Source organism: Bradyrhizobium sp. Ghvi (genome assembly GCF_900115265.1).
Lineage (GTDB): Bacteria > Pseudomonadota > Alphaproteobacteria > Rhizobiales > Xanthobacteraceae > Bradyrhizobium.
In genome coordinates this window covers 111,818-137,119 of the sequence record NZ_FOVU01000003.1, presented here as the reverse complement: position 1 = coordinate 137,119, position 25,302 = coordinate 111,818, and the positions used below count along the sequence as shown (strand labels likewise).

The 25,302-nt window shown below is 64.9% G+C and carries 22 protein-coding genes; 9 read left to right on the top strand and 13 right to left on the bottom strand.

Annotated elements, in window-relative coordinates; translation table 11 throughout:
• Nucleotides 1–126 precede the first annotated feature (126 nt).
• Together BM374_RS11840 and rcdA are read left to right on the top strand one after the other, a co-directional pair.
• A complete protein-coding gene (locus BM374_RS11840) occupies nt 127–318 on the top strand; it encodes a DUF1192 domain-containing protein (protein ID WP_092292202.1) in 192 nt (63 codons plus the stop codon).
• Nucleotides 319–817: 499 nt separating this feature from the next.
• Nucleotides 818–1,327 carry a protease adaptor protein RcdA gene (rcdA, locus tag BM374_RS11830; RefSeq protein WP_092292200.1) on the top strand — a complete coding sequence of 170 codons (510 nt, stop codon included), beginning with the start codon at nt 818–820 and terminating at the stop codon, nt 1,325–1,327.
• Between the two features lie 170 nt (nt 1,328–1,497).
• Here rcdA and rpmE read toward each other — a convergent pair whose 3' ends face one another.
• Complete coding sequence (gene rpmE / locus BM374_RS11825) at nt 1,498–1,725, bottom strand: 50S ribosomal protein L31 (RefSeq protein WP_011084323.1); 228 nt, start codon at nt 1,723–1,725, stop codon at nt 1,498–1,500.
• A 202-nt stretch (nt 1,726–1,927) separates the two neighbouring features.
• Between rpmE and BM374_RS11820 the strand changes: the two genes are divergently transcribed.
• Complete coding sequence (locus BM374_RS11820; RefSeq protein ID WP_092292198.1) at nt 1,928–3,778, top strand: ABC transporter ATP-binding protein/permease; 1,851 nt, start codon at nt 1,928–1,930, stop codon at nt 3,776–3,778.
• Nucleotides 3,779–4,008: 230 nt separating this feature from the next.
• Here BM374_RS11820 and BM374_RS11815 read toward each other — a convergent pair whose 3' ends face one another.
• From BM374_RS11815 to BM374_RS11800, 4 genes are all read right to left on the bottom strand, one after another.
• Nucleotides 4,009–4,260, bottom strand: a complete 252-nt coding sequence (locus BM374_RS11815) for a hypothetical protein (RefSeq protein ID WP_092292196.1) — start codon at nt 4,258–4,260, stop codon at nt 4,009–4,011.
• 19 nt (nt 4,261–4,279) lie between these two features.
• Nucleotides 4,280–4,726: a GNAT family N-acetyltransferase gene (locus tag BM374_RS11810; RefSeq protein WP_092292194.1), complete on the bottom strand. Its 447-nt coding sequence runs from the start codon at nt 4,724–4,726 to the stop codon at nt 4,280–4,282.
• Nucleotides 4,726–5,754: a peptidoglycan -binding protein gene (locus BM374_RS11805; protein WP_092292192.1), complete on the bottom strand. Its 1,029-nt coding sequence runs from the start codon at nt 5,752–5,754 to the stop codon at nt 4,726–4,728. Before BM374_RS11805 ends, BM374_RS11810 begins: the two co-directional genes overlap by 1 nt.
• A gap of 148 nt (nt 5,755–5,902) precedes the next feature.
• Complete coding sequence (locus BM374_RS11800; protein ID WP_177248246.1) at nt 5,903–6,925, bottom strand: flagellar motor protein MotA; 1,023 nt, start codon at nt 6,923–6,925, stop codon at nt 5,903–5,905.
• A gap of 235 nt (nt 6,926–7,160) precedes the next feature.
• On the opposite strand from BM374_RS11800, the gene BM374_RS11795 reads away from it, so the two are divergent.
• From BM374_RS11795 to BM374_RS11775, 4 genes are all read left to right on the top strand, one after another.
• Entirely contained in the window at nt 7,161–8,189 is a 1,029-nt protein-coding gene (locus BM374_RS11795; RefSeq protein WP_092292188.1) for an SAM-dependent methyltransferase, read from the top strand.
• 228 nt (nt 8,190–8,417) lie between these two features.
• Nucleotides 8,418–9,611 (top strand): efflux RND transporter periplasmic adaptor subunit, encoded by a 1,194-nt coding sequence (locus BM374_RS11790; RefSeq protein ID WP_092292186.1) that lies wholly within the window; start codon nt 8,418–8,420, stop codon nt 9,609–9,611.
• A 109-nt stretch (nt 9,612–9,720) separates the two neighbouring features.
• Nucleotides 9,721–12,876, top strand: coding sequence for a multidrug efflux RND transporter permease subunit (locus BM374_RS11785; RefSeq protein WP_092292184.1), 3,156 nt, complete (start codon nt 9,721–9,723; stop codon nt 12,874–12,876).
• Nucleotides 12,877–13,224: 348 nt separating this feature from the next.
• Nucleotides 13,225–14,352, top strand: coding sequence for an AAA family ATPase (locus BM374_RS11775; protein ID WP_092292180.1), 1,128 nt, complete (start codon nt 13,225–13,227; stop codon nt 14,350–14,352).
• Between the two features lie 156 nt (nt 14,353–14,508).
• On the opposite strand, the gene BM374_RS11770 is transcribed toward BM374_RS11775, so the two are convergent.
• From BM374_RS11770 to tkt, 8 genes are all read right to left on the bottom strand, one after another.
• A complete protein-coding gene (locus BM374_RS11770) occupies nt 14,509–15,294 on the bottom strand; it encodes an inositol monophosphatase family protein (RefSeq protein WP_092292178.1) in 786 nt (261 codons plus the stop codon).
• Between the two features lie 106 nt (nt 15,295–15,400).
• Nucleotides 15,401–16,489, bottom strand: a complete 1,089-nt coding sequence (locus tag BM374_RS11765) for a tetratricopeptide repeat protein (RefSeq protein ID WP_092292177.1) — start codon at nt 16,487–16,489, stop codon at nt 15,401–15,403.
• An 8-nt stretch (nt 16,490–16,497) separates the two neighbouring features.
• Nucleotides 16,498–17,166 carry a thiamine phosphate synthase gene (locus BM374_RS11760; RefSeq protein WP_092292176.1) on the bottom strand — a complete coding sequence of 223 codons (669 nt, stop codon included), beginning with the start codon at nt 17,164–17,166 and terminating at the stop codon, nt 16,498–16,500.
• Between the two features lie 3 nt (nt 17,167–17,169).
• Nucleotides 17,170–18,210, bottom strand: a complete 1,041-nt coding sequence (locus tag BM374_RS11755) for a class I fructose-bisphosphate aldolase (protein ID WP_092292174.1) — start codon at nt 18,208–18,210, stop codon at nt 17,170–17,172.
• A 240-nt stretch (nt 18,211–18,450) separates the two neighbouring features.
• Nucleotides 18,451–19,518 carry a class II fructose-bisphosphate aldolase gene (gene fba / locus BM374_RS11750; RefSeq protein WP_092292172.1) on the bottom strand — a complete coding sequence of 356 codons (1,068 nt, stop codon included), beginning with the start codon at nt 19,516–19,518 and terminating at the stop codon, nt 18,451–18,453.
• Between the two features lie 38 nt (nt 19,519–19,556).
• The gene (locus tag BM374_RS11745; protein ID WP_092292170.1) at nt 19,557–20,753 is read right to left on the bottom strand and encodes a phosphoglycerate kinase; all 1,197 of its coding nucleotides are present in this window, start codon (nt 20,751–20,753) and stop codon (nt 19,557–19,559) included.
• A 149-nt stretch (nt 20,754–20,902) separates the two neighbouring features.
• Entirely contained in the window at nt 20,903–21,910 is a 1,008-nt protein-coding gene (gene gap / locus BM374_RS11740; RefSeq protein WP_092292168.1) for a type I glyceraldehyde-3-phosphate dehydrogenase, read from the bottom strand.
• A gap of 150 nt (nt 21,911–22,060) precedes the next feature.
• Nucleotides 22,061–24,046, bottom strand: coding sequence for a transketolase (gene tkt / locus BM374_RS11735; protein ID WP_092292166.1), 1,986 nt, complete (start codon nt 24,044–24,046; stop codon nt 22,061–22,063).
• 404 nt (nt 24,047–24,450) lie between these two features.
• Here tkt and BM374_RS11730 point away from each other — a divergent pair, with 404 nt between their 5' ends.
• Complete coding sequence (locus BM374_RS11730; protein ID WP_092292165.1) at nt 24,451–24,741, top strand: DUF4164 domain-containing protein; 291 nt, start codon at nt 24,451–24,453, stop codon at nt 24,739–24,741.
• A complete protein-coding gene (locus BM374_RS11725; RefSeq protein WP_092292164.1) occupies nt 24,738–25,121 on the top strand; it encodes a cell division protein ZapA in 384 nt (127 codons plus the stop codon). The genes BM374_RS11730 and BM374_RS11725 overlap by 4 nt, the downstream gene beginning before the upstream one ends.
• Nucleotides 25,122–25,302: the final 181 nt, after the last annotated feature.

The window sequence follows — 25,302 nt, the reverse complement described above, 5'->3', positions numbered from 1 at the left end:
TGTCCTTGAGCAAAGGTGCGAGGGTGGAACGAGGCCTTTGCTTAGCCAGCGCGGTCCATGCTGGCAACCGCCCAAGCCGTGTATCAAGCCGTGTGGTCCGGTCCGCGGACGAGAGGAGGAACGACGATGCCGATCGAAGATGACGACCGTCCGCGCAGGAAGGTCACCCACGAAATCGGACAGGATCTCTCACTGTTATCGGTCGAGGAACTGACCGAGCGCATCGCTTTGCTGAAGACGGAGATCGGCCGACTGGAAGAAGCCGCCACCAAGAAGCGCGCCTCGCGCGATGCGGCGAACAGTTTTTTCAAGTCGTAGGATTTGTGCGTCGCGCCGAACTCCACCGTCATTCCGGGGCGGCGCATAGCGCCGAGCCCGGAATCCATAACCACAGACCGTCGTAACAGGCGCGCTGATAGCGACGGGCCATCATTCTGCTCGTGGCTATCGCGCCCCGGAATGACGGCCGAGAGCGCTGTTACACTCGTCCAGTGACCCACATGACTAACGAACTCTCAAAAAATTAGCTCGTTTACGCGCCATTAAGCTTTCGAGTTTATGACTGAACCGTCCTCGTTTGGACACCGAGTGGCTCCTGTCCACTCTGTTTGACGCCTCCCTGTTATCAACTTTCAAAGCCGCCGGTCTCCGGCGGCTCTTTTTTTGCGACCATTTCCGGTTGAATTCCTGGGAATGACCCGCGGAAACCATATCCTCGCTTGCCGCTGGACTCCGCCCGTCGCGCGCGCAATGATTTGTTCATCATAAGCCGGCGCCAAAGCCGGACAGGTAAACTGTTGCGTAAGGGGCGTTAACCATGGAACGTTTGCAAGCCGACGGTGCTCTCGTTCAACTCAGTGAGCGGTTCACCAATTCTGCAGCCTTTGGCGCCCTGTTCCGCGAAGGCATGGATCTCGTCGAAGAAACCGCCGCCTATCTCGACGGGGCCGGCCGTGCCGAGGCCAAGGCGCTCGACCGGGCCGTCAGCCTCACTTACGCGACCGAGAGCATGCGCCTCACCACGCGCCTGATGCAGCTCGCCTCGTGGCTGTTGCTGCACCGCGCCGTAAAGGAAGGCGAGATGACGCTGGTCCAGGCCAACCGCGAGAAAACCAAGGTCAAGCTGAGCGCCGCCGATCCCGGCCCTGCCGACACCATCGAGAAGCTGCCGACGCAACTCCAGGACCTGATCCATCGCTCGATGAGCCTGCAGACCCGCGTGCGCCGCCTCGACAGTTCGATCCACAGCCCGCCGACCGAGCAGATGTCGATCGGCAATCCGCTGGTGCCGCAGCTCAACGCGTTGAAGGCCGCGTTCGAAAGGTAAGGCATCGTCATTCCGGGGCGCGACGAAGTCGCGAGCCCGGAATCCATAACCACGATCGGGAGTATGGATTCCAGGCCCGCGCCAAGAGGCGCGTCCCGGAATGACGGTACAAAACAAAAACGCCCCCGGTTGTCCGGGGGCGTTTTTCGTCTCCAGCCTTTTCGGCGGGATCAATCCTTCTTGAGGAAGCCCGAGAACTTCTTCTGGAAGCGCGAGACGCGGCCGCCGCGGTCCATGATCTGGGCGTTGCCACCGGTCCAGGCCGGGTGCGATTTCGGGTCGATGTCGAGGTTCAGCGTGTCGCCTTCCTTGCCCCAGGTGGAGCGGGTCAGGTACTCGGTTCCGTCGGTCATTACGACCTTAATCGTATGATAATCCGGATGAATTTCGGCTTTCATGGCAATTCCTAGGGCGCCCGGCGCCTTGCTTGAGTGACTATCGAATGACGGATTTGGCGGGGTCTATACCTCAGGGGCCCCCTTAAAACAAGCCATTGTGGGGACTTGAGAACCGGGCCGTCCCCTAAGGGACTTACCGGATTTGCCACTACCCTTGCACCGGCCTATGTGGGGTTATCTTCTCTTCCTTAGGTCCGATCTCATGAGCGCAGTGGAACGGCTTGACGACCAGTACCGCGACGCGCGCGACAGCGCGCCGGCGGAAGCCCCCTCGGTCGAAGCCGAGCTGATCGAGCAGCCCGCCAAGGGCCGCGCCAAGCTTCGCCCGCTGATGGCGCTTGCGCCCTATGTGAGCCGCTATCGCGGCCGCGCGGTCCTCGCCTTTGTCGCGCTCACGGTCGCCGCGCTGACCACGCTCCTGGTGCCGGTCGCGGTGCGCCGGATGATCGATTTCGGCCTGACGCCCGAGGGCATCGAGCTGATCAACAGCTACTTCTCGGTGATGATCGCGGTCGTTGCCGTGCTCGCGCTCGCGAGCGCCTCGCGCTACTACCTCGTGATGACGATCGGCGAGCGCATCGTCGCCGATCTCAGGCGCGACGTGTTCGGGCACCTGCTTTCGCTGTCGCCGTCCTTCTTCGATTCCGCGCGCAGCGGCGAACTGGTGTCGCGGCTCACCGCCGATACCACGCAAATCAAATCCGCGGTCGGCGCCTCGGTGTCGATTGCGCTGCGCAACCTCATGATGTTCTTCGGTGCCACGGCGATGATGGTGATCACCAGCCCGCGGCTGTCAGGCTTCGTGCTGCTGGCAATTCCCCTGATCGTGCTGCCGCTGGTTGCCTTCGGGCGCTGGGTGCGGCGGCTGTCGCGCAACGCGCAGGACACGCTGGCCGATGCGTCCGCCTATGCCGGCGAACTGGTCGGCGCGATCCGCACCGTGCAGGCCTATACCAGCGAAGGACTGGCCGCGAAGCGTTTTGGCGGCGAGGTGGAGCAGGCCTACGAGGCCGCGCGCACGTCGACCCAGGCCCGCGCCGTTCTCACCGCCATCGTCATCTTCATCGTGTTCGCAAGCGTGGTCGGCATCCTCTGGATCGGATCGCATGACGTCCTTACCGGCACGATCACGCCGGGCCGGCTCGGCCAGTTCGTGCTGTATGCTGCCTTCGCCGCCGCGGGCCTCGGCCAGCTCAGCGAGGTCTGGGGCGAGGTCTCGGCTGCGTCAGGCGCGGCCGAACGCCTATTCGAGATCTTGCATGTGCAGCCCGACATCAAGGCGCCGGCATCGCCGCGCGCGCTGCCGGTGCCGGCACGGGGCGAGGTCGGCTTCGATCACGTCAGCTTCGCCTATCCCGCACGGCCCGATGTCAACGTGCTCGATGCGGTGTCGTTCGCGGTGCGGCCCGGTGAGAAGGTTGCGATCGTCGGCCCCTCCGGCGCCGGCAAGAGCACGATCTTCCATCTCCTGCTGCGCTTCTACGATCCGTGCAATGGCGCGATCTCGCTCGATGGCGTGCCGGTGAAATCAGCCGACCCGCGCGATTTCCGCTCCCGCATTGCGCTGGTGCCGCAGGAATCCAACGTGTTCGCGGCGAGCGCCCGCGAGAACATCCGCTTCGGCCGGCCCGATGCCGATGACGCCGAGGTGGAACGCGCCGCCGAGCTCGCGCATGCCGCCGAATTCATCCGCCGCCTGCCGGATGGCTTCGAGACCCCGCTCGGCGAGCGCGGCGTGACGCTGTCCGGCGGCCAGCGCCAGCGCATCGCGATCGCACGCGCCATTCTGCGCGATGCACCGCTGCTGCTGCTCGACGAAGCGACCTCCGCGCTCGACGCCGAAAGCGAGACCTTGGTGCAGACCGCGCTCGAGGAGCTGATGCGCCACCGCACCACGCTTGTCATCGCGCACCGCCTCGCCACCGTGCTGTCCTGCGACCGCATCCTGGTGATGGACCAGGGCAAGATCGTCGAGCAGGGCACGCATGCCGAGCTGGTTGCCGCGAACGGGCTCTATGCGCGGCTGGCGAGGTTGCAGTTCGAGGGGGCGTGAGGCGCTTACCTCAATGACGGTGTCATCGCCCGCCTTGTGTGCCCTTGCGCACTGGGGCGGGCGATCCAGTACTCCGTGACGATAGTGCCGAGAAGCCGCGGCTCACTGGATTCCCCACTTGCCGCCTGCGCTAAAGCTTCGGCGCGCCTGAGACGGAAACCTCGGCGAAGCCTTGGCGTAGCCGGGTCGCGGGGAATGACAGCGGAGCTTATGGGCTGCGCTCGCGGGGTCTATTTACACTTCGGCGAGCCCATCGGCACGTTCGGCCACGGCCAGTTCTTCCAGCTGCCGCCCTCACCGATACAGGCCGATCCGCCGTCGGCGGGAGGCTGGCTGTTCGTCGGAGTTGGCGAGCCCTTGCTCTCACTTGCTGCCTTGGGCTGCGGGGCCAAGCGCTGCTCGACATAAACGGTCGAGACATAACCTGCGAGGATGACGCCCAGGAAAACCGAAGATCCCTTGGCCAGATCGCTCAGCCGCATCGATCCTCTCCATCTGATGTCACGGCCGCCACGCCATCTTCAGCACCGGCCGCCCCGAGGTCGGGTTGACGTCGTCGCCGGCATGGGCAAAGCCGTTGCGCTCGTAGAAACGGATGGCGCGGGCATTGTCCTTGTTGACCAGCAGCGTGACGCCTGAAGGCGAAAGGCGCTTGGCCTCGTCTACCAGCAGCCGTGCCGCGTCCGAGCCCCAATGATCGGGATCGACCACGAGCTGGTCGAGATAGCCGTCCCCGTCGATGGTCACGAAGCCGGTCAGCGCGCCATCTTGTTCCGAGACGACGATCTGGGCCTTCGGCACCAGATCCTTGCGCCAGCGCTCGCGCCACCAGTCGAGCCGGGCGGCGAAGTCGATCTGGGGATAGGCCTGCTGCCAGGTGCGATGCCAGAGATCGATCGCCGCCGCTTCGTCGCCATCAGCGTAGGGGCGGAGGTGGATCGCGCTCACTACCGCTCCGTCAGCTTCAGCTCGATGCGGCGGTTGCGCTTGTAGGCCTCCTCGGTGTTGCCCGGGTCGAGCGGCTGGAATTCGGCAAAGCCGGCGGCGACCAGGCGCTGCGCGGGCACGCCGAGCGAGATCAGATATTGGACCACCGAGATCGCGCGCGCCGACGACAGGTCCCAGTTCGACTTGAAGTTCGGGCCGTTGACCGGCCGCACGTCGGTGTGGCCGTCGACGCGAAGCACCCAGGCGATCTCGCTCGGAATCTTCTTGTCGAGCTCGATCAGGGCGTTTGCCACGGTGTCGAGCTCGGCCTTGCCCTCCGGCAGCAGCGTCGCCTGTCCGGTGTCGAAGAACACTTCGGACTGGAACACGAAGCGGTCCCCGACCACGCGGATGTCGGGGCGGTTGCCGAGGATGGCGCGCAGGCGGCCGAAGAACTCGGAGCGATAGCGCGACAATTCCTGCACGCGCTGCGCCAAGGCAACGTTCAAGCGCGAGCCCAGGTCGGCGATGCGGTTCTGCGATTCCTTGTCGCGCTTCTCGCTGGCGTCCAACGCCTCTTCCAGCGCCGCCAATTGCCGGCGCAACGCGCTGATCTGCTGGTTCAGCACCTCGATCTGCGCCAGTGCCCGCGCCGACACGGCCTTCTCGGAATCCAGCGCCTTGCCGAGCTCGGCGGTCTTGCCTTGGGCGTCGTTGCCGGCATTGGCGAGACCCTCATAGAGACCCTTCATGCGGTCGCGCTCGCTCTCGGCCGAGGCGAGGCCTGCTTTCAACTGCGAGACCTGGTCGTCGAGCGAGAGCTTGCCGAGCTTCTCCAGCGACAAGAGCTCGGTGAGCTGGGCGATCTTGGCGTTGAGCTGCTCCAGCGCCTTGTCCTTGCCGGTCACCTCCTGCGACAGGAAGAACTGCACGACCAGGAACACCGAGAGCAGGAATACGATCGACAGCACCAGCGTCGACAGCGCGTCGACGAATCCGGGCCAGTAGTTGAAGGCGCCTTCGCTGCGGCGGCCGCGGGCTAGAGCCATTCATGTCTCCGTTCTCTCGTGTCCCGGACGCGGTGCAGCGTGCAACGCTGCTGCGCAGAGCCGGGATCCATGTTTCGTTTCTCTGGGCCCCGGCTCTGCAGCGCACGCTGAAGAAGCGCTGCGCCGCGTCCGGGGCACGAGCGCGCCTCTAACTCTTCTCGGGCTGGCGCGCGATGCGCTCCAGCAGGCGGCGGATCTCGCGGTTCTGCTCGCCCTGGCCGTCGGCCCATTCGCGGATCATCTGCTGCTCGGTCCGCATGTGCGAGACCAGGGCCTGGATCGCTTCGGCAAGGCTTGCCATCGCCGCCGTGGTGCCGCGGCTGGCGCTGCCTTCCTCGAGCACGGAGCGAAGCCGCTCGACGGCGGCCTGCAGCTCGCCGTTGGCGACGCCGCCGCCACTGCTCGCGACGGCGGTGACCTCGCTGCTGCCGTATTCGCGCACGGTGGTGGCGAGCCAGTCCTCGAGGTCGGTGTAGAAGCGGTTCTGCGCCTGGCTCGATTGCAGGTCGAGAAAGCCGAGGATCAGCGAGCCGGCGAGGCCGAACAGCGATGAGGAAAACGAAATGCCCATGCCGCCGAGCGGGGCGGCGAGGCCCTCCTTCAGCGTGTCGAACAGCGCCCCGGCATCGCCGCCGACCTTGAGCCCGTCGATCACCTTGCCGACCGAGCCGACGGTCTCGATCAGGCCCCAGAAGGTGCCGAGCAGGCCGAGGAAGACGAGCAGGCCGGTCATGTAGCGGGAGATGTCGCGGGCTTCATCCAGGCGGGTCGCGATCGAATCAAGCAGATGCCTCATCGTGGTTTGCGTGATCGACATCCGACCGGTGCGCTCGCCGCCCAGGATCATCGCCATCGGCGCCAGCAGTTTTGGGTGCCGGGCCGGCGCCAGGCCGGGATCGGCGATGCGGAAATTGTTGACCCAGGAGACCTCAGGATAGAGCCGGATGACCTGCCGGAAGGCCAGCACGATGCCGATGAACAGCACCGCCCCGATCAGGGCGTTCAGCCCGGGATTGGCGAAGAAGGCCTGGATGATCTGCTTGTAGAGAACCACGCCCACCAGCGCACACAGCACCAGGAAGACCAGCATCCGCACCAGGAAGACGCTGGGTGAGGACAGTTTTGTGTACTCGATCTCGATGGTGGAGCGGGGCGAGGCGCCTGGCGGCATGGCCGGTATCATCCATTACGAAAGCTTGCTTGCCTCTGCACTATGGCACAGCGCCCGTCCAAAAAAAGCGGCCGATGTGCGGATTTCGGGAACGAGGCAGGGAACCCAAAGCTGAAAGCGGGCTTTGATACCCACATAGGCTGCAAAACTTCGGCATCCCTCAGGCCGGGCTCGGCTTTTGCACGGCGACCGTGCTTGCTCCGCCCGCCGGGGACTTGACCAGGGGAGGGGCTGCGTGAGCGTCGTTTCCGCGATCATGGGGACTGCCGAACGCGTGCCCTTGCCCGATGTGGTGGTTCGCGCCGCGATCCAGCGCCTGTGCTCCCGCACCGCAACCCGCCTCGCGACCCACGGTGCGGCCGACGATGCCGCCTTTGCCGGACGGATGATGCTCAGGTCGATCGCCGAGCACGCGGACGCCGCCAACACCCAGCATTACGAAGTGCCGTCGAGCTTCTTTGCCGAGGTGCTGGGCCCGAACCGCAAATACTCCTCCTGCTTCTACAGGACCGATGCGACGACCCTCCAGGAAGCAGAGGAGGAGGCGCTGCGTCAGGCGGTCGAGCATGCCGCTCTCGCCGACGGGCAGACCATCCTCGAACTCGGCTGCGGCTGGGGGGCATTGTCGCTGTGGATGGCGCGGCAGTTTCCGCATGCGAGGGTGACCGCAGTGTCGAACTCGCTGTCGCAGCGCGCCTATATCGAAGAGATGGCGCAAAGCCGCGGCCTGCCGAACTTGCGCGTCGTCACATCAGACATGAACGTGTTTGCGCCCGATGGCCAGTTCGACCGTATCGTCTCGATCGAGATGTTCGAGCACATGATGAACTGGCGCAAGCTGATGACGCGCCTGCGGTCATGGCTTGCCCCGGAGGGACGCTTCTTCATGCAGATCTTCACCCATCGCGTCGGCTCCTATCTGTTCGACCACGCCAATCGCGAGGACTGGATCGCGCAGCATTTCTTCACCGGCGGCGTGATGCCGAGCCATCATCTCGTCAGGCAATATGCCGACATCTTTACAATCGAGAAGGAATGGCGCTGGAGCGGCACGCATTATCAGCGCACCGCCAACGACTGGCTCGCCAATTTCGACGCGCATCGCGATGCCATCGAAGCCACCTTGCGCAACGTCTATGGCGAGGACACCGCGTTGTGGATGCGGCGCTGGCGCTGGTTCTTGCTCGCGACCGCGGGCCTGTTCGGCTATGCCGACGGAACGGAGTGGGGCGTGAGTCACTATCGGATGAAGGCGGCGGATTGATTGCGTTGTTGTGTCGCAGCAAGCTGCGATGGAACCTGACTCACAATCAGGTGAATCCGGAAAAACAGCCAGAACTCAGCGCGATAGCTCCTGTGACATTGAGCCGCCCGCACCATGCGTTGCGTCGCAGCACGCCCATTCTATTTTTACCGCATCAGCCGCCCAGGAACCCAGGACAGGCGTTGCGCGGCGTGTGGTCAGTTCAACAATTTTGGGGCACTCAACTTCATGTCAGCACTACGAGCGCGACCGGCATGCGTTGCACTGATGCTCGCGGCCTTTGCGCCGCTGCTTGGTGCATGCGACGAATCCTCATCCGCCGTTTCCGCCGCGCAGCCGATCGAACCCGATGTCAGCATCGTCACCGTCAAGCCGCAAGCCCGCGCCGTAGTGCGTGAGCTGCCGGGCCGGATTTCGCCGACTCGCGTCGCCGAGGTGCGACCGCGCGTGTCAGGCATCGTCGTCGAGCGGCTGTTTCGCCAGGGCAGCGAGGTGAAGGCTGGCGATCCGCTCTATCGGATCGATCCGCGTCCGTTCGAGGTCGAGGTGATGGCGGGCGAGGCTGCGCTCGCCAAGGCTGATGCCGCCTTGATGCAAGCACAGCAGCAGGCGCGCCGTATCGCGACGCTGACCAGCCAGCGCGCCGCGCCGGAAGCCGAGAACGAAAAGGCCATCGCAGCCGAGCGCCAGGCCCAGGCCGAAGTCGAAGGCCGTAAGGCCGACCTCGCACGGGCCAAGCTCAATCTGGATTACGCGACCGTGCGCGCGCCGATCGACGGAGTCGTCGGTGCTGCCCTGGTCAGCGAAGGCGCGCTGGTCGTGCAGAACGAGACCAATCTCGCTACCGTGCAGCAGCTCGATCCCATTTATGCCGACTTCACCCAGTCGGTGACCGAACTCAACCAGCTGCGCCGCGCCTTCGAGAGCGGCGATCTCGACCGCATCGAGGCAGATGCGGCCAAGGTCCGCCTCGTGCTCGACGACAACACGATCTATGCGCTCGACGGCAAGCTGCTGTTCTCCGATGCCAAGGTTGACGCCCATACCGGGCAGGTGACCTTGCGCGGCGAATTCCCCAATCCCAAGCGCGAGCTGCTGCCGGGCATGTATGTCCGCGTCCGGATCGAGCAGGGCCTGGACTCCGATGCGATCGCGGTGCCGCAGCAGGCGGTGCAGCGCAACGGCGGCGGCGGCAGCGAGGTGTTCGTCGTCAAGGATGACAACCGCATCGCGGTGCAGCCGATCCGCACCGGCTCGGTGCAGGATGGCGTCTGGTTCGTCACGGACGGCCTCAAGGCCGGCGACAAGGTCGTGGTCGAAGGCTTCCAGAAGTTCGCCGCCGGCGACAGGGTCAAGCCGCAATCCTGGTCCGAGGCCGAGGCGAGCGCCGACAACCGGCACGCCCTCAAGGTCGCGCGCTGAGCTCGCGCTTGGGGCTCGGAGCACCTCTCCCCGCTGGGGAGAGGTGAACCTCAGACACCGGCCGAACCTAACTTCGAGCCTGAACGAAACAACAAGGGTCAAGCGGCAAATGCCGAGCTTCTTCATCGACAGGCCGATCTTCGCCTGGGTCGTCGCGCTGTTCATTTGTCTGATCGGCGCGATCTCGATCCCGCTGTTGCCGATCGCGCAATATCCGATCATCGCGCCGCCCTCGATCTCGATCTCGACGAGCTACCCGGGCGCCTCGCCGGAAAATCTCTACAACAGCGTCACGCGGCTGATCGAGGAGGAGCTCAACGGCGCCTCCGGTATCCTCAATTTCGAATCGACCAGCGACTCGCTCGGCCAGGTCGAGATCACGGCCAATTTCCAGCCGGGCACTGATACCAGCGCGGCCTCGGTCGAGGTGCAGAACCGCATCAAGCGCGTCGAGGCGCGCCTGCCGCGCGCCGTGATTCAGCAGGGTATCCTGATCGAGGAAGCCTCCAGTGCGGTGCTCCAGATCATCACGCTGAACTCGACCGACGGCAGCCTCGATGAGGTCGGCCTCGGCGATTTCATGATCCGCAACGTGCTCGGCGAAATCCGCCGCATTCCCGGCGTCGGCCGCGCCACGCTCTATTCGACCGAGCGCAGTCTTCGCGTCTGGGTCGATCCCGCCAAGCTGGTTGGTTATGGGCTCACCGCCGACGACGTCAACAAGGCGATCGCGGCGCAGAACGCGCAGGTCGCTTCCGGCAGCATCGGCGCCGAGCCCTCGACCGCCAGCCAGCGCACCTCGGCGCTGGTGCTGGTCAAGGGCCAGCTGTCCTCGCCCGATGAGTTCGGCGCTATCATCCTGCGCGCCAATGCCGACGGCTCGACCGTGCGCCTGCGCGACGTCGCGCGCATCGAGGTCGGCGGCCTCAGCTATCAGTTCAACACCCGCCTGAATGGCAAGCCGACCGCGGGCCTGTCCGTGCTGATGTCGCCGACCGGCAATGCGCTGGCAACGGCGAGCGCCGTCGAAGAGAAGATGAAGCAGCTGTCGCGCTTCTTCCCGGCCAACATCACTTACGAGATCCCCTACAACATCACGCCCGTCGTCGAGGCCTCGATCATGAAGGTGCTGTCGACCCTGCTTGAAGCCGTGGTGCTGGTCTTTGTGGTGATGTTCCTGTTTCTGCAGAACATCCGCTACACCATCATCCCGACCATCGTGGTGCCGGTGGCGCTGCTGGGGGCCTGCACTACGCTTCTGCTCGCCGGCTACTCCATCAACATGCTCAGCATGTTCGGCATGGTGCTCGCGGTCGGCATCCTCGTCGACGACGCCATCGTCGTGGTCGAGAATGTCGAGCGCATCATGGCCGAGGAAGGTCTGTCGCCGAAGGAGGCGACCCGCAAGGCCATGTCGCAGATCACCAGTGCCATCATCGGCATCACGCTCGTGCTGATGGCCGTGTTCGTGCCGATGGCGTTCTTTCCGGGCTCGGTCGGCATCATCTACCGCCAGTTCTCCGTGACCATGGTCGCGGCGATCGGCTTCTCCGCGTTCCTGGCGCTGTCGCTGACACCGGCGCTGTGCGCGACCTTGCTCAAGCCGGTTGCGGCCGGCCACGGTCACGACAGGCGCGGCGTGTTCGGCCGGTTCAACCGCATGCTCGAGAGCGGCAAGGAAGGCTATTCCCGCACGGTCGGCTTTTCGCTCAAGCGCACTGGCCGTTTGATGATGGTCTATGCCGCACTGCTGGTTGGGCTGTCCTGGGCCTTCGTCAGCCTGCCGGGCGGCTTCCTGCCGGTCGACGACCAGGGCTTCGTCACCACCGACGTGCAGACGCCGTCGGATTCGTCCTATCCCCGCACCGAGGCCGTGATCGAGAAAGTCGAGAAATATCTCGCCGAGCGGCCCGGCGTGAAGGACGTGACGTTCCTCACCGGCTTCAGCTTCTCCGGCCAGGGCATGAACACCGCGCAGGCCTTCATCACGTTGGAGGACTGGTCGGAGCGTGGGCCAACGGATTCAGCGGCGGCCATCGTCAATGACATCAACCGCGATCTCGGGGCCTCGATCCGCGATGCAAAAATCTCGGCGCTGCAGCCGCCGCCGATCGACAATCTCGGCAACTCCTCGGGCTTCTCGTTCCGTCTCCAGGACCGCGGCCAGAAGGGCTATCAGGCCTTGATGCGTGCCGCCGATCAGCTGATCGCTGAGGCCAATGCCAGCCCGGTGCTGCAGAAGGTCTATGTCGAGGGCCTGCCTGAGGCCGGCGTGGTCAATCTCGTGATCGACCGCGAGAAGGCCGGCGCCTTCGGCGTCACCTTCGAGGACATCAACAACACGATCTCGACCAATCTCGGCTCGAACTACATCAACGATTTCCCGAACCGCGGCCGCATGCAGCGCGTCGTGGTGCAGGCCGACAGCCGCGATCGCATGAAGACCGAGGACATCCTCAACTACAACGTCAAGAACAGCCGCGGCGAACTGGTGCCGTTCTCCTCTTTTGCCTCAGTCGAATGGTCGCGCGGCCCGACGCAGATCGCCGGTTTCAACTACTATCCGGCCGTGCGCATTTCGGGCGAGGCCAAGCCCGGCTTCACCTCGGGCGATGCGATCGCCGAGATGGAGAAGCTCGCGGGCAAGCTGCCGCGCGGCTTCGGTTACGAATGGACCGGACAATCGCTGCAGGAGAAATTGTCAGGCTCGCAGGCGCCGTTCCTGCTGGCGCTGTCCGTCTTCGTGGTGTTCCTGTGTCTGGCCGCGCTCTATGAGAGCTGGACCATTCCGCTCGCGGTGCTGCTCACCGTGCCGCTCGGCATCGTCGGCGCAGTCGTTGCGGCCATGCTGCGCGGCCTGCCGAACGATGTCTATTTCACCGTCGGCCTGATCACCATCATCGGGCTCGCTGCCAAGGACGCGATCCTGATCATCGAGTTCGCCAAGGATCTGCGGAAAGAGGGCAAGCCGCTGGTAGAGGCCACCATCGAGGCCTGCCGCCTGCGATTCCGCCCGATCCTGATGACCGGCCTTGCCTTCATCTGCGGCGTGCTGCCGATGGCCATCGCCCACGGCGCCGGCGGCGCCAGCCAGCAGGCGCTCGGCAGCGTCGTGATGGGCGGCATGATCGCGGTGGTGATCCTGGCGCTCTTGATGGTGCCGGTGTTCTTCGTCTCGGTGCAGCGCGTGCTGGCGGGGGATCGGGAGGCGAGGGCCGCAAAGGACAGCGACGCATATGGGCCACCTGCGCCCGTGAAGCCATAGGGCACAGTGTCATGCCCCGCGACCCGGCTACGCCAAGGCTTCGCCGAGGTTGAGGTCTGGGCGCGCCGAAGCCCTAGCGAAGGCGGCAGGCGGGGCATCCAGTACGCCGCGGCTCATCGATTCGATCACGACCGCCTCGAAGTACTGGATCGCCCGGTCAAGCCGGGCGATGATGGCGGAGTGTGGGACAGGACTTCCACGGTAAGCGCTTCCGTAAATTCTTCGCTCGAGGGTCGACTCAACAAGATCGGTCCGCTTGCTTTGGCGGGAGCTTCGATCCAGACTGCATCCCTGGATTGAATTCGCAAGCGCGAATGCCGAGCCAGCCTGCCGAAATGAGAGCACCTGATGCGTCCGACCGATATTGCGATCTCGAACTATCGCTCGATCAGGCGGCTCTCCCTCCCAATTCACCCCCTGTCCGTCTTCGTCGGTGAGAACGGCGTCGGCAAATCCAACCTCTACAAATCCCTGTCGCTGTTGCGCGATGCGGCTAGCGGGCGGATCACGCGCACGATCGCCGACGAAGGCGGATTGAATTCGGTCTGTTGGTCCGGCATCCGCAAACGCGGCGAGGATGGACCGCTGCGATTGTCCGCCAGATTCGATCGCCTGAAATATTCCATCGAGATCGGGTTTCCCAGCCCTGTCGCGGCAGCGTTTGCCGGCGAGCCGATGATCAAGGAAGAAAGCATCGAGGCGACGCAGGGCAAGCGAACGGTTTGCCTGATGGAGCGGAAGAACTCGCTCGTGAGCGTTCGCACCGACAGTGGCGCATGGACCAATCACAAGGATGCGGTGCTGCCGTCCGAGCCGGCGCTCGCGGGATTTTACGACGGCAAGCAATGCCCGGAGATCGATCTGATCAGAAACGCGATGCTGGGCTGGCGCTTCTATCACGACTTTCGCACCGATCCGGCTTCACCGATCCGAAAGCCGTGTCTCGCGATCACGACGCCCTCGCTCAGTGCCGACGGCAGCGATCTGGCTGCGGCCCTGGCGACGCTCTATACGATCAGGGGAGACGCAACCGATTTGCAGGACGCGATCGAGGATGCGTTCCCGGGCGCCGAGCTCCGCGCATGGGAAGCCGGCGGCTTGTGCGAATTCGATCTGCAGCTAGAGGACATGCCACGTCCGTTCAGGGCGCATGAACTGTCCGACGGGACGCTGAAATATATTTGCCTGCTTGCGGTGTTCATGGGCTATCGATTGCCGCCGTTCATCGCGCTGAACGAACCCGAGGCCAGCCTGCATCCGTCGCTGCTGGCACCATTGGCCCGGCTGATCGCCAAGGCATCGGGCCGCGCCGACATCTGGATTGTCACTCATTCTGAGCAGCTGATGGAGGCCCTGCGAAACGAGAGTTCGGTCCCGCTTCGCCGGGTGATCAAGCAGAAAGGCGCCACGATGATCGAGGGCCTGACCCTCGGCGGTGAATATCGCGATGAGGAATCCGACGACGACGACTCCTAGGCTGTCATTCCGGGGCGCGCGCAGCGCGAGCTATGGTGCGCAATTGCGCACCTGAGAATCCATTGGGCCTGAGTCGCCGCCGATGAATGGATTCCGGGCCCGCGCCAAGTGGCGCGTCCCGGAATGACGAGCGGCGTAAGAGGCGAGACCTGAGACCTACTTGCGCAAAATCTTCACCAGCTCTCCGTGCACGAACTCATTGCCGCACACGACGTTACCGGTGACCAAGGGATCGCCCGGCGTCGCAATGTCGCTCACCGTGCCGCCCGCTTCGCGCACCATCAGCATGCCGGCGGCGATGTCCCAGGATTGCAGATTGCGCTCCCAATAGCCGTCGAGGCGCCCCGCCGCGACGAAGGCGAGGTCGAGCGAGGCGGCGCCGAAGCGGCGCAGGCCCGCGACGCGGTCCTGGATCGCGGTCATCTCGCGGCGGAATTCCTCGTGGTCGCCGCGGCCGATATGGGGCAGGCCGCAGGCCACCACGCATTCGTTCAGCTGGCGGCGGCCGGCGACGCGCAGGCGCTGGTCGTTGAGGAAGGCGCCTTTGCCGCGTTCGGCGATGTAGAGCTCGTCATTGGCGGGGTTGTAGATCACGCCGGCGATCACGGTGCCTTCGCGGGCGAGGCCGATCGAGATCGCGAATTGCGGAATGCCATGCAGGAAGTTGGTGGTGCCGTCGAGCGGATCGACGATCCAGGTGTGGCTCTTGTCGGTGCCTTCGCGGGTGCCACCTTCCTCGCCGACGAAGCCGTAGCCGGGCCGCGCCTTGGCGAGATCCTGGTAGAGGATCTCCTCGGCGCGCTTGTCGGCGAGCGAGACGAAATTGGCCGGCCCCTTCAGCGAGACCTGGAGGTGCTCGATCTCGCCGAGATCGCGCTTGAGGCTGCGGCCGGCGCGGCGCGCGGCTTTGACCATGACGTTGATAGTAGCGGAATACAGCATGAGATCAGTCTTTGGTGGGGAAGGGGCGCGAAAGAGCGCCATTTGAGGGGATTGGGTGCCCCGCGAGGGGCCAAACGTCAAGTCATTCAGGGAGCTTGACGTCAGCTCATTTGTTCCCGAGCCATTTCTTGGCGGCGGCCTCCGCCTTGGCGCGGTCCTCGGCGGGCAGATCGGCAAGCTCCTTGTCGAGCTCAGGATCGCCCTTGCCGCCGGTTTTGGCCACCAGATGCCATTTGAAGCCCTCGATCTTGTCGACGGGCGTGCCCATGCCGTTGATCAGAACCCAGGCGAGGCGGTTCTGCGCGATCGCGCTACCCTGGCGCGAGGCCTTGCGCAGCAACGCCACGGCCGCGGGCTGGTTCTTCGGCGTGCCGGTGCCGTTGAACATGGCGATGGCATATTCGACCTCGGCATCGACATTGTCGGCGAGCGAGGCCGCCTGCAGCAGCCGCACCGACCGTTCGAGGTCCTTCGGCACTCCGGTGCCTTCCTTGTAGAAGGTCGCGAGCGCATATTGCGCCTCGGGCAGTCCGGCATCGGCTGCCTGGCGCAGCAGCTCGGCGGAGCGCTTGACGTCCTGCGGCAAGGTCTGACCATCAAGATAAAGCAGAGCGAGATTATAAGCCGCCTTGGGCTCTCCGAGCTTGGCGGCGGAAGCCATCAGCTTGACCGCCTCGCCCTTGTCGACGGGGCCGCCGCGGCCGGCGATGCGCAGCATGGCGAGCGCGAACATCGCCTCGCGGTCGCCGGCGTCGGAGGCGCGCTTGTACCATTCCACCGCCTTGGCGTAGTCGCGCCTGATGCCCATGGCATTGGAATAGAGCTCGCCCAGCATGGTCATGGCCTTGGCGTCGCCGGCCTTGGCGCGCTCGCTGGCGAGGTCGAAGGCGGTCTTGTACTGGCCGCGCTGATAGGCGCCGAAGACCAGGTCGACGTTGGAATTGTCGGTCGGCGGCGCGGGGATCACGGTCGCGGGCAGCGTCGGGCTCGGCGAGGCCGACGGCTTCGGCGCGGGCTCCTTCTTCTTGGTGATCGTGTGCGGCGCGACCTTCGGCTTGTCCTTTGCCGGCTCCTTCGGCTTCTGCTTTTCGGATGAAGGGCTCGGGATCGTCGCCGGCGGCGTGATCTGAAGCTGCGCGGCCGCGGGCGTTGCCAGAAGCAGCGCGGCCAGAAGCGTGATGCGAGGAAGCTTCATGGCGGGCGCTAGCCCTGGCCCGCGGCAACGGCCGCGAAGGCCTTCTTGATCGCGGCGTCGGCCTCGATCAGCGCCGCCTTGGGCCCGCGCGGATCGGCCCAGATGAGATCGCCGACCAGCACGAAATCGGCGCCGCTGGCGGCGAAGTCGTGGGCTTCCTCGAACGAGGTCGCGAAGCCGACGCAGGGCGGCTCGAACAGCTCGGCCCACCAGTCCAGCCGCTCGGCGATCGCCTGAGAAGAGGGACGCTGGCCTTTCGGGTCGGGCTCGCCGAACAGCACGTAATCGGCGCCCATCTCGCCCGCATTCATGGACTCGTGCCGCGTGGCGAGCCCGCCGACGCCGGCGATGCGATCGGGCTTGAGCGACGGCATCGCCTCTTCCAGCGCGGCGAGACTTGCCAGATGCGCGCCATCGGCCCCGCCGCGCGCGACGATCTCGGCGTGGCCGTCGACCAGCAGGGCCGCGCCGGCGTTCTGGACGACCGGCGCCAGCGCCTTGATCCGCGAGATCATGGTGCGCTGGTCGGTCTCCTTCAGCCGCACCAGCACGGCCGCGACATCGACGGCCGCGAGCAGATCAGGCAGTTGGGCGAGCAGCGAGGCGGGATCATCGACGTCAGGCGTCGCGAGATAGAGACGCGGCGCGGGGCGCGGCGGAGGCGATTTGTTCGACAAGATCTAGGCTGCTTTCTGTTCCAGGCTGCTTTGCCATTCGCCCCTGGAGGCGAGGCCGTTCATACGGGCGCGATGACTGAATGCAGCTTGTCCGGCCGCGACGTTCTCAGGCCGGCCGGACCAGGCCTTTTGCGGCGCGGCTTGCAGCGCGCGACCATAGGAGAAGGTCAGGCCCCACGGCAACGGGCCGAGCTTATGCATGGCGTTGAGATGCGCCGTCGCCTCTTCATCCGACTGGCCGCCGGAGAGAAAAGCGATGCCGGGCACAGCCGCGGGCACGCAAGCCTTCAGCAGTCGGAGCGTCTTCTCCGCGACCTCCTCGACGGAGGCCTGTTTCGCACATTTCTTGCCTGAGATGGCCATGTTCGGCTTCAGCACCATGCCTTCCAGCGCGACGCGCTGCACGCGCAGCTCCTGGAACGTCTTGTTGAGCACGCGGCTCGTGACTTCATAGCAGCGATCGATGTCGTGGTCGCCATCCATCAGCACCTCGGGCTCGACGATCGGCACGATCTGCGCGGCCTGGCACAACGCGGCATAGCGCGCCAAAGCGTGCGCGTTGACGCTGATCGCGGTCATCGAGGGGATGCCCCGGCCGTCAGTGCCGCTGCCGATGTCGATCACCGCGCGCCATTTGGCGAAGCGCGCCCCGCGCTCGTAATATTTCTTCAACCGCTCGGCCAGCTTGTCGAGCCCGACGGTGACCAGCTCTCCCGGACACATCGGCAAGCCTTGCGTGCCCTCGTCGACCTTGATGCCGGGAATGGCGCCGGCCTGTTCGATCAGCTTGATCAGCGGCGTGCCGTCTTTGGCGTCCTGCCAGATCGTCTCGTCATAGAGGATCACGCCGGAGATGTACTGGCTCATGGCCTCCTTGGAGCGGAACAGCATCTCGCGATAGTCGCGGCGGTTCGTTTCCGTCGATTCCACGCCGATCGCGCCGAACCGCTTCTTGATGGTGCCGGAGGATTCGTCGGCGGCAAGGATGCCCTTGCCCGGCGCGACCATGGCGGTCGCGATCCTGTTGAGCTCAGTCAGATTCATCGAGAGGTCCTCCCAAAACGATTCTGCCCTTGCCCGTGAAAATAGACCGTTCTCGGGCAATTGCCGAGACAACGTTGGTCGCAGGGGAGAGGGGGGAGGGGTGTCGTGCCACAAGAAGACTGTCATTCCGGGATGCGCCGGCAGGCGCAGGCCCGGAATCCATAACCCCAGGGTGTGGTTATGGATTCCGGGCTCGCCGCTTTGCGGCGCCCCGGAATGACGGAGAGGGTGTGTATTGGATCACGCCACCTTGGGATCCAGCTCGCCCTTGGCGTAGCGCTTGGCCATTTCGGCGGGGGTCAGGATCTTCTTGAACTTGGCGGCCTGGCCTGCGGTGTTGAACTCCTGGAGCCGCTGCTTGCACAGCTTGGTCATGGCTTCCATCGCCGGCTTCAGATATTTGCGCGGATCGAACTCTTCCGGATTGTCCTTCAGGACTTTGCGGATCTGGCCGGTCATGGCCATGCGGTTGTCGGTGTCGATGTTGATCTTGCGTACGCCGTTCTTGATGCCGCGCTGGATCTCGGCCACCGGCACGCCCCAGGTCGGCTTCATCCTGCCGCCATAGGCGTTGATGATGTCCTGCAGCTCCTGCGGCACCGAGGAGGAGCCGTGCATGACGAGATGCGTGTTCGGCAGCTTGCGGTGGATCTCCTCGATCACGTTCATGGCGAGGATGTCGCCATCGGGCTTGCGGGTAAATTTGTAAGCCCCGTGAGACGTCCCCATCGCGATCGCGAGCGCGTCGACCTTGGTCTCCTTGACGAACTTCACGGCCTCGTCCGGATTGGTCAGGAGCTGGTCCTGGGAAAGCTTGCCTTCGGCGCCGTGGCCGTCTTCCTTGTCGCCCATGCCGGTTTCGAGCGAGCCCAGCACGCCGAGTTCGCCCTCGACCGAGATGCCGCCGAGATGGGCCATGTCGGTCACGGTCTTGGTGACGCCGACATTGTAGGCCCAGTCGCCGGGCGTCTTGCCGTCGGCCTTGAGTGAGCCGTCCATCATGACAGAGGTGAAGCCGGCCTGGATCGCGGTCATGCAGGTGGCGGCCTCGTTGCCGTGGTCGAGATGCACGCAGACCGGAATGTGCGGGTAGATCTCGGTCACCGCGTCCATCATGTGCTTGAGCATGACGTCGTTGGCGTAGGAGCGCGCACCGCGCGAGGCCTGGATGATGACGGGCGCGTCGACCTGGTTGGCCGCGTCCATGATCGCCAGCGCCTGCTCCATGTTGTTGATGTTGAAGGCCGGTACGCCGTAATCGTTCTCAGCCGCATGGTCGAGCAATTGACGCAACGTGATCCGAGCCATCTCTGTCTTTCTCCCGTTTGGGCCTGTCGGCCGCCTGTTTACTTGATACGCAGGACTTCAACGCCGGGCAGGGGCTTGCCTTCCATCCATTCCAGGAATGCGCCACCGGCGGTCGAGACATAGGTGAAGTCGCCGGCCACATGGGCCTGGTTGAGGGCCGCGACCGTGTCGCCGCCGCCTGCGATCGAGATCAGCTTCTTCGCCTTGGTGCGCTCGGCGGCATGCTTGGCCGCCGCGACGGTGCCGCGGTCGAATGGCTGCATCTCGAAGGCCCCGAGCGGTCCGTTCCAGACCAGCGTGGCCGCATCGTCGATCGCCGCGTGCACCCGCGCGATCGATTGCGGACCGACGTCGAGGATCATGCCATCGGCCGGAATCGCATCCAACCCGTAGGCGTGCGAGGGCGCGTTGGCGGCGAAATGATAGGCGACCGTTGCGTCCACCGGCAGGATGATGGCGCAATTGGCGGCTTCCGCCTTCTCCATGATGCGCACGGCAGTCGCGGCGAGATCCTTCTCCGCCAGCGACTTGCCGACCGCGACGCCCTGGGCGTGCAGGAAGGTGTTGGCCATGCCGCCGCCGATCACGAGCGCGTCGACCTTGGTGACGAGGTTTTCGAGCAGGTCGATCTTGGTCGAGACCTTGGCGCCGCCGATGATGGCGATCACGGGCTTGGTCGGCGAGCCCAGCGCCTTCTCCAGCGCATCGAGCTCGGCCTGCATGGTGCGGCCGGCATAGGCCGGCAGCTTGTGGCCGAGGCCTTCGGTGGAGGCGTGGGCGCGGTGCGCGGCAGAGAAGGCATCGCTGACCCAGATATCGCCGAGCTTTGCCAGCTCCGCGACGAAGGCGGGATCGTTCTTCTCTTCCTCTTTATGGAAGCGGGTGTTCTCGAGGCAGAGGATGTCGCCATCCTTCATGTCAGCGACCGCCTTGACCGCCGGCTCGCCGATGCAATCCTCGGCGAAGGCGACCGGCTTCTTCACGACCTTCGACAGCGCCTCGGCCACGGGCTTGAGCGAGTCCTTGGCATCGCGCCCCTTCGGCCGGCCGAAATGCGCGAGCAGGATGACCTTGCCGCCCTTGTCCGAGATTTCGGTGATGGTCGGCGCGACGCGCTCGAGCCGGGTCGCGTCGGTCACGCGCCCATTGTCCATGGGCACGTTGAGATCGACGCGCAGCAGCACGCGCTTGCCCTTCACGTCGACGTCGTCGAGGGTGCGGAATTTGTTGGTCATCGGAGGCCCTTGTCCCGGGCGCATTGCGGCACGAAGTGCCGCTATGCAGAACCGGGACCCAAATTGCGGCGAGTCCCGCGGTTATCATGGGTCCCGGATCTGCGAAGCAGCGTTTCACGCTGCATCGCGTCCGGGACACGAGAGCGGAGTTAAATCACCTTCGCCATAGCGACGGCGGTGTCGGCCATGCGGTTCGAGAAGCCCCACTCGTTGTCGTACCAGGACATCACGCGCACCAGCGTGCCGTTCTGCACCTTGGTCTGGTCCTCGTGGAAGGTCGAGGAGTGCGGGTCGTGGTTGAAGTCGATCGAGACGTTCGGCGCATTGGTGTAGCCCAGGATGCCCTTGAGCTGCTGCTCGCTGGCCCGCTTCATCGCCGCGTTGACTTCCTTGGCGTCGGTTGAGCGCTTGGCGACGATCTTGAGATCGACGACCGAGACGTTCGGGGTCGGCACGCGGATCGCGACGCCGTCGAGCTTGCCCTTCAGCTCGGGCAGCACGAGGCCGATCGCCTTTGCGGCGCCGGTCGAGGTCGGGATCATCGACATTGCAGCCGCGCGGCCGCGGTAGAGATCCTTGTGCAGCGTGTCCAGCGTCGGCTGGTCGCCGGTGTAGGCGTGGATCGTGGTCATGAAGCCGGTCTCGATGCCGACGAGGTCGTTCAGCACCTTGGCGACCGGCGCGAGGCAGTTGGTGGTGCAGGAACCGTTGGAGACGACCAGATGATCTTTGGTCAGCGTCTCATGATTGACGCCGTAGACGATGGTGGCGTCGGCACCATCGGCAGGCGCGGAGACCAGCACGCGCTTGGCGCCGGCGGTCAGATGCGCCGAAGCCTTGTCCTTCGAGGTGAAGATGCCGGTGCATTCCAATGCGATGTCGACGCCGAGGTCCTTCCAGGGCAGCTTCGAGGGATCGCGCTCGGCGCTCACCTTGATCTTGCCGTTGCCGAGGCTGATCGAGTCGCCCTCGACGGTCACGGTGCCGGGGAAACGGCCATGGACGCTGTCGTAGCGGAGGAGATGCGCGTTGGTCTCGACCGGGCCGAGATCGTTGATGCCGACGACCTCGATGTCCTTGCGGCCGGACTCTGCGATCGCCCGCAGGACGTTGCGGCCGATGCGGCCAAAACCGTTGATTGCCACGCGGACTGCCATGTTTCGTCTCCTTCAATGACCGTTGTCATCCCGCACAACGCGCTGGTAACGCGCTTGCGAGGGTTTTTTAGGGGCGGACGCCCGGTTCGGCCGGGCGGTGCTTGATCATATGAGAGCTTTGGTAGTCCTTTTTTCGGGCAAGCTCAACACTCAGGAAACGCGCTTCAGAACGGCGTTAACCGCAGCCTCGGCGGTAATGCCGAAATGCTGGAAGATCTTGTTCAGCGGCGCGCTGGCACCAAAAGAGTGCATGCCCACGAATTCGCCATCCTGGCCGATCACGGCATCCCAGCCCCAGCGCACCGCGGCCTCGATTGCGACCTTGATCGGCGCGTTGCCGATGATGGCGTCGCGGCGTTCCTTTGGTTGCGCTAACAACAGCTCGAGCGAGGGCACCGAGACCACCCGTGTCGGAATGCCGCGCTCGGCGAGCTGCTTCTGGGCGGCCACGGCCATCTCCACTTCGGAACCCGAGGCGAACAGCGTTGCCTTGGCTTCGCCTTGGGCGGCGACCAGCTCATAGGCACCGTGCTGGCACGGATTGTCGTTCGGCGCTGACGTGCGGAGCTGCGGCAGGTTCTGGCGCGTCAGCGCCAGCACGGTCGGGCCGTCGATGCGGCTCAGCGCAAGCTCCCAGCACTCGGCCACTTCCATCGCGTCGCAGGGACGGAACACGCGCATGTTCGGAATGGCGCGGAGCGCTGACAGATGCTCGACCGGCTGATGGGTCGGGCCGTCTTCGCCGAGGCCGATGGAATCGTGCGTCATGACGTAGACGACGCCGGCACCCATCAGCGCGGCGAGGCGCATTGCGGGACGTGCATAGTCGGTGAAGACCAGGAAGGTCGCACCGTTCGGCGCGAAGCCGCCATGCAGGAAAATGCCGTTCATGGCAGCCGCCATGCCATGCTCGCGGATGCCGTAATGGATGAAGCGGCCCTTCGGCGTCTTGGCGGAGAAGGCGGTCGCCGACTTCGCCTTGTTGTTGTTGGAGCCGGTGAGGTCGGCGGAGCCCGCGAGGAACTCCATCGGCATCGCGCCGGCGATCACTTCGATCACCGCTTCCGAGGACTTGCGGGTCGCCGCGGTCATCGGCTTTTCCAGCAGCTCCTTCTTGTAGGCGCGCAGCGCCTTGGCGAGCGCGGCGGGACGTTCGTGGCGCAGGCGGCGCTCGAACTCGGCGCGCTTGCGACTGCCGAGCTCGCCGAGCCGCGTTTCCCATTCCTGCCGTGCGGCGGCGCCGCGGCTGCCGGCGGCACGCCAGGCCTTCAGCACGTCGTCGGGCACCGAGAACGGCTCCAGCGAGATACCGAGATTTTCCTTGGCGGCCTTCAGCTCGTCGGCGCCGAGCGCTTCGCCATGCGCCTTCGCGGTGCCGGCCTTGTGCGGCGCGCCGAAGCCGATCGTGGTGCGGCAGGCGATCAGTGTCGGCTTGTTCGACTTCTTCGCGCGGGTGATGGCGTCGGCAATTGCAGCCTGGTCATGACCGTCGATCTTCTCGGCGGCCCAGCCGGCCGACTTGAAGCGCTTCACCTGGTCGACCGAATCGGAGATCGAGGTCGGGCCGTCGATCGAGATGCCGTTGTCGTCGTAGAGCACGATCAGCTTGTTGAGCTTCCAGTGCCCGGCCATCGCGATCGCTTCCTGCGATACGCCTTCCATCAGGTCGCCATCGGAGGCGAGCACGTAGGTGTGGTGATCGACGATCTTCTTGCCGAACTCGGCGGCGAGCATCTTCTCGGCCAGCGCCATTCCGACCGCTGTCGAGATGCCTTGGCCGAGCGGACCGGTGGTGGTCTCGATGCCCTTGGTGTGGCCGTGCTCGGGATGGCCCGGCGTCAGCGACCCGAGCTGGCGAAAGTTCTTGAGCTGGTCGGTCGTCATCTCCGGGCTGCCGAGGAGATGGAGCAGCGAATAGAGCAGCATCGAGCCGTGGCCGGCCGACAGCACGAAGCGGTCGCGGTCGGGCCAGTCGGTCGCGGCGATGTCGAATTTCAGGAATTGCGTAAACAGCACCGTGGCGATGTCGGCGGCGCCCATCGGCAGGCCGGGATGACCCGATTTCGCCTTCTCGACAGCGTCCATCGAGAGGCCACGGATCGCGTTGGCCATGCGGTTGTGGTCGACTTGCGTCATGTCTGAAATCCGTCTGAAATGAGGCGCTTGGCGGTGGTGCGGGCCGCGCGGGAAAGATTTGGCGGCAGCTGAAGGTCGGGGCTGGATAGCACCTCGGTTCCGGGAGTCCAAGGCAATCAAACGCGCCCCGGCGCGAAAAGGTGCTTAAGGCATGATCCGGACCCGCAGGGCCGCGTTAGCGCAAAGTGGAGGCCGGTTTTCCGGCCAGATCATGCCGCAAGATCGGTGCATAGTTTCGCGGCGGCGTTGCGCTCGGCTAGCTTGCTTTGTAAATTTCTGCTTCTAACCGCTTGCCGAACCGAGTCTTTTGCCGGACGGCAGCTCTCGAGGTAAAGGCCACGGGCTTAAGCCCATCAGGTTCCGCCGTTGACTGCATGAACGATCGCGTATCCAAAAGCTCTGCCATGACGGAGTCGTCTGCCGTCGAGATCGAGATCGCGACCCGCAGGCTCACGGCGGCGCTCGACGCGCTCGAAAGCGCGGTCGAGCGACGGCGCGACGCCGATCGCGACGAGAATGAGCTTGCGATCCGAATCCAGGCGTTGGGCGCGGACCGCTCGCGCCTTGCCGACGAGCTCGACGGCGCGTTGGTGAAGGCGCGCAAGCTCGAGCGCACCAACCGCGAGATCTCCGACCGGCTGGATTCCGCAATCGTCACGATACGCTCGGTACTCGATACCGGAGAGGACGGATGAGCCACATCAACGTCACCATCAACGCGCGGCAGTACCGCATGGCCTGCGAGGAGGGCCAGGAGGTGCGGCTGCTCAAGCTCGCCGAAAGCCTGGAGACCCGCATCCAGTCGCTGCGCGGAAAATTCGGCGAGATCGGCGATGCGCGCCTCACCGTGATGGCGGCGCTGACCGTGTGCGACGAACTGGTCGATGCCGGCAACCGCATCCGCACCATGGAGCAGGAGCTGACCGAGCTCCGCGATTTCCGTAACGCCGCCGTCGAGCGCGCGCGGATGACGCAGACGGCCGTAGTGAACGCCCTGAACGCCGCCGCCGACCGCATCGAGAAATCGACCCAGGTGTTGAACCGCACGGTCGGCAACGGAATCGCGATCGGGTGATCGTGGGTAGAACGAAGCATCGCGACCCGGCGGTCCCCACCTCTCCCGGAGGGAGAGGTCGGATCGCATCGTAAGATGCGATCCGGGTGAGGGCTTAAGGTCCCTCTGTATGCCGCGGCCCCTCACCGGATTGCTCAGGCGCGCAACTGCGCGCCTCAGCAATCCGACCTCTCCCCGCTGG

Bases quoted from the DNA above. Each gene is read 5' to 3' on its own strand.
- BM374_RS11840 (WP_092292202.1), top strand. From the start codon at position 127: ATGCCGATCGAAGATGACGACCGTCCGCGCAGGAAGGTCACCCACGAA.
- rcdA (WP_092292200.1), top strand. From the start codon at position 818: ATGGAACGTTTGCAAGCCGACGGTGCTCTCGTTCAACTCAGTGAGCGG.
- rpmE (WP_011084323.1), bottom strand. From the start codon at position 1,725: ATGAAAGCCGAAATTCATCCGGATTATCATACGATTAAGGTCGTAATG.
- BM374_RS11820 (WP_092292198.1), top strand. From the start codon at position 1,928: ATGAGCGCAGTGGAACGGCTTGACGACCAGTACCGCGACGCGCGCGAC.
- BM374_RS11815 (WP_092292196.1), bottom strand. From the start codon at position 4,260: ATGCGGCTGAGCGATCTGGCCAAGGGATCTTCGGTTTTCCTGGGCGTC.
- BM374_RS11805 (WP_092292192.1), bottom strand. From the start codon at position 5,754: ATGGCTCTAGCCCGCGGCCGCCGCAGCGAAGGCGCCTTCAACTACTGG.
- BM374_RS11800 (WP_177248246.1), bottom strand. From the start codon at position 6,925: ATGCCGCCAGGCGCCTCGCCCCGCTCCACCATCGAGATCGAGTACACA.
- BM374_RS11790 (WP_092292186.1), top strand. From the start codon at position 8,418: ATGTCAGCACTACGAGCGCGACCGGCATGCGTTGCACTGATGCTCGCG.
- BM374_RS11785 (WP_092292184.1), top strand. From the start codon at position 9,721: ATGCCGAGCTTCTTCATCGACAGGCCGATCTTCGCCTGGGTCGTCGCG.
- BM374_RS11775 (WP_092292180.1), top strand. From the start codon at position 13,225: ATGCGTCCGACCGATATTGCGATCTCGAACTATCGCTCGATCAGGCGG.
- BM374_RS11770 (WP_092292178.1), bottom strand. From the start codon at position 15,294: ATGCTGTATTCCGCTACTATCAACGTCATGGTCAAAGCCGCGCGCCGC.
- BM374_RS11765 (WP_092292177.1), bottom strand. From the start codon at position 16,489: ATGAAGCTTCCTCGCATCACGCTTCTGGCCGCGCTGCTTCTGGCAACG.
- BM374_RS11755 (WP_092292174.1), bottom strand. From the start codon at position 18,210: ATGAATCTGACTGAGCTCAACAGGATCGCGACCGCCATGGTCGCGCCG.
- fba (WP_092292172.1), bottom strand. From the start codon at position 19,518: ATGGCTCGGATCACGTTGCGTCAATTGCTCGACCATGCGGCTGAGAAC.
- BM374_RS11745 (WP_092292170.1), bottom strand. From the start codon at position 20,753: ATGACCAACAAATTCCGCACCCTCGACGACGTCGACGTGAAGGGCAAG.
- gap (WP_092292168.1), bottom strand. From the start codon at position 21,910: ATGGCAGTCCGCGTGGCAATCAACGGTTTTGGCCGCATCGGCCGCAAC.
- tkt (WP_092292166.1), bottom strand. From the start codon at position 24,046: ATGACGCAAGTCGACCACAACCGCATGGCCAACGCGATCCGTGGCCTC.
- BM374_RS11730 (WP_092292165.1), top strand. From the start codon at position 24,451: ATGACGGAGTCGTCTGCCGTCGAGATCGAGATCGCGACCCGCAGGCTC.
- BM374_RS11725 (WP_092292164.1), top strand. From the start codon at position 24,738: ATGAGCCACATCAACGTCACCATCAACGCGCGGCAGTACCGCATGGCC.